This window comes from Xanthobacter autotrophicus, from assembly GCF_029991245.1.
GTDB classification, from domain to species: domain Bacteria; phylum Pseudomonadota; class Alphaproteobacteria; order Rhizobiales; family Xanthobacteraceae; genus Xanthobacter; species Xanthobacter autotrophicus_C.
The window spans coordinates 1-387 of the sequence record NZ_JAIVFO010000466.1 but is presented as its reverse complement, the minus strand read 5'-3'; the positions used below and the strand labels follow the sequence as shown (position 1 = coordinate 387).

General features: G+C 69.5%; 1 protein-coding gene. It reads left to right on the top strand.

Translation table 11 applies throughout. The features are described from left to right. Positions 1 to 352 (top strand): MucR family transcriptional regulator (locus K9U41_RS23710; RefSeq protein ID WP_282643266.1); only part of this gene is annotated, 352 nt, incomplete at its 5' end. Positions 353 to 387: the final 35 nt, after the last annotated feature.

The window sequence follows — 387 nt, the reverse complement described above, 5'->3', positions numbered from 1 at the left end:
GCTCGCGAGCGTCCATGCTGCCGTGCAGGCGGCGGCCGAGGGCGATACCTCGGCGGTCGTTGCGTCGCCGGTCGAAAAGCCGTCCGCCGCCGAGATCCGACGCTCGGTCGGCCGCGACGCACTGATCAGCTTCGAGGACGGCAAGCCCTACAAGACCTTGAAACGGCACCTCACCGGTCGCGGCCTGACGCCGGAGCAATACCGCGAGAAATGGGGATTGCCGCGGGATTACCCGCTGGTCGCTCCGGATTACGCAGAACGACGGTCCCTCCTGGCAAAGGCGATCGGCCTGGGTCGGCCGAACGCCGCAGGCGACGAGGCGAAGGCCCGCGGCCAGAAGAAGACGGCCTGAGGCAGCGCCGGATAGGAAGCGCCGCGAGCCGGCTG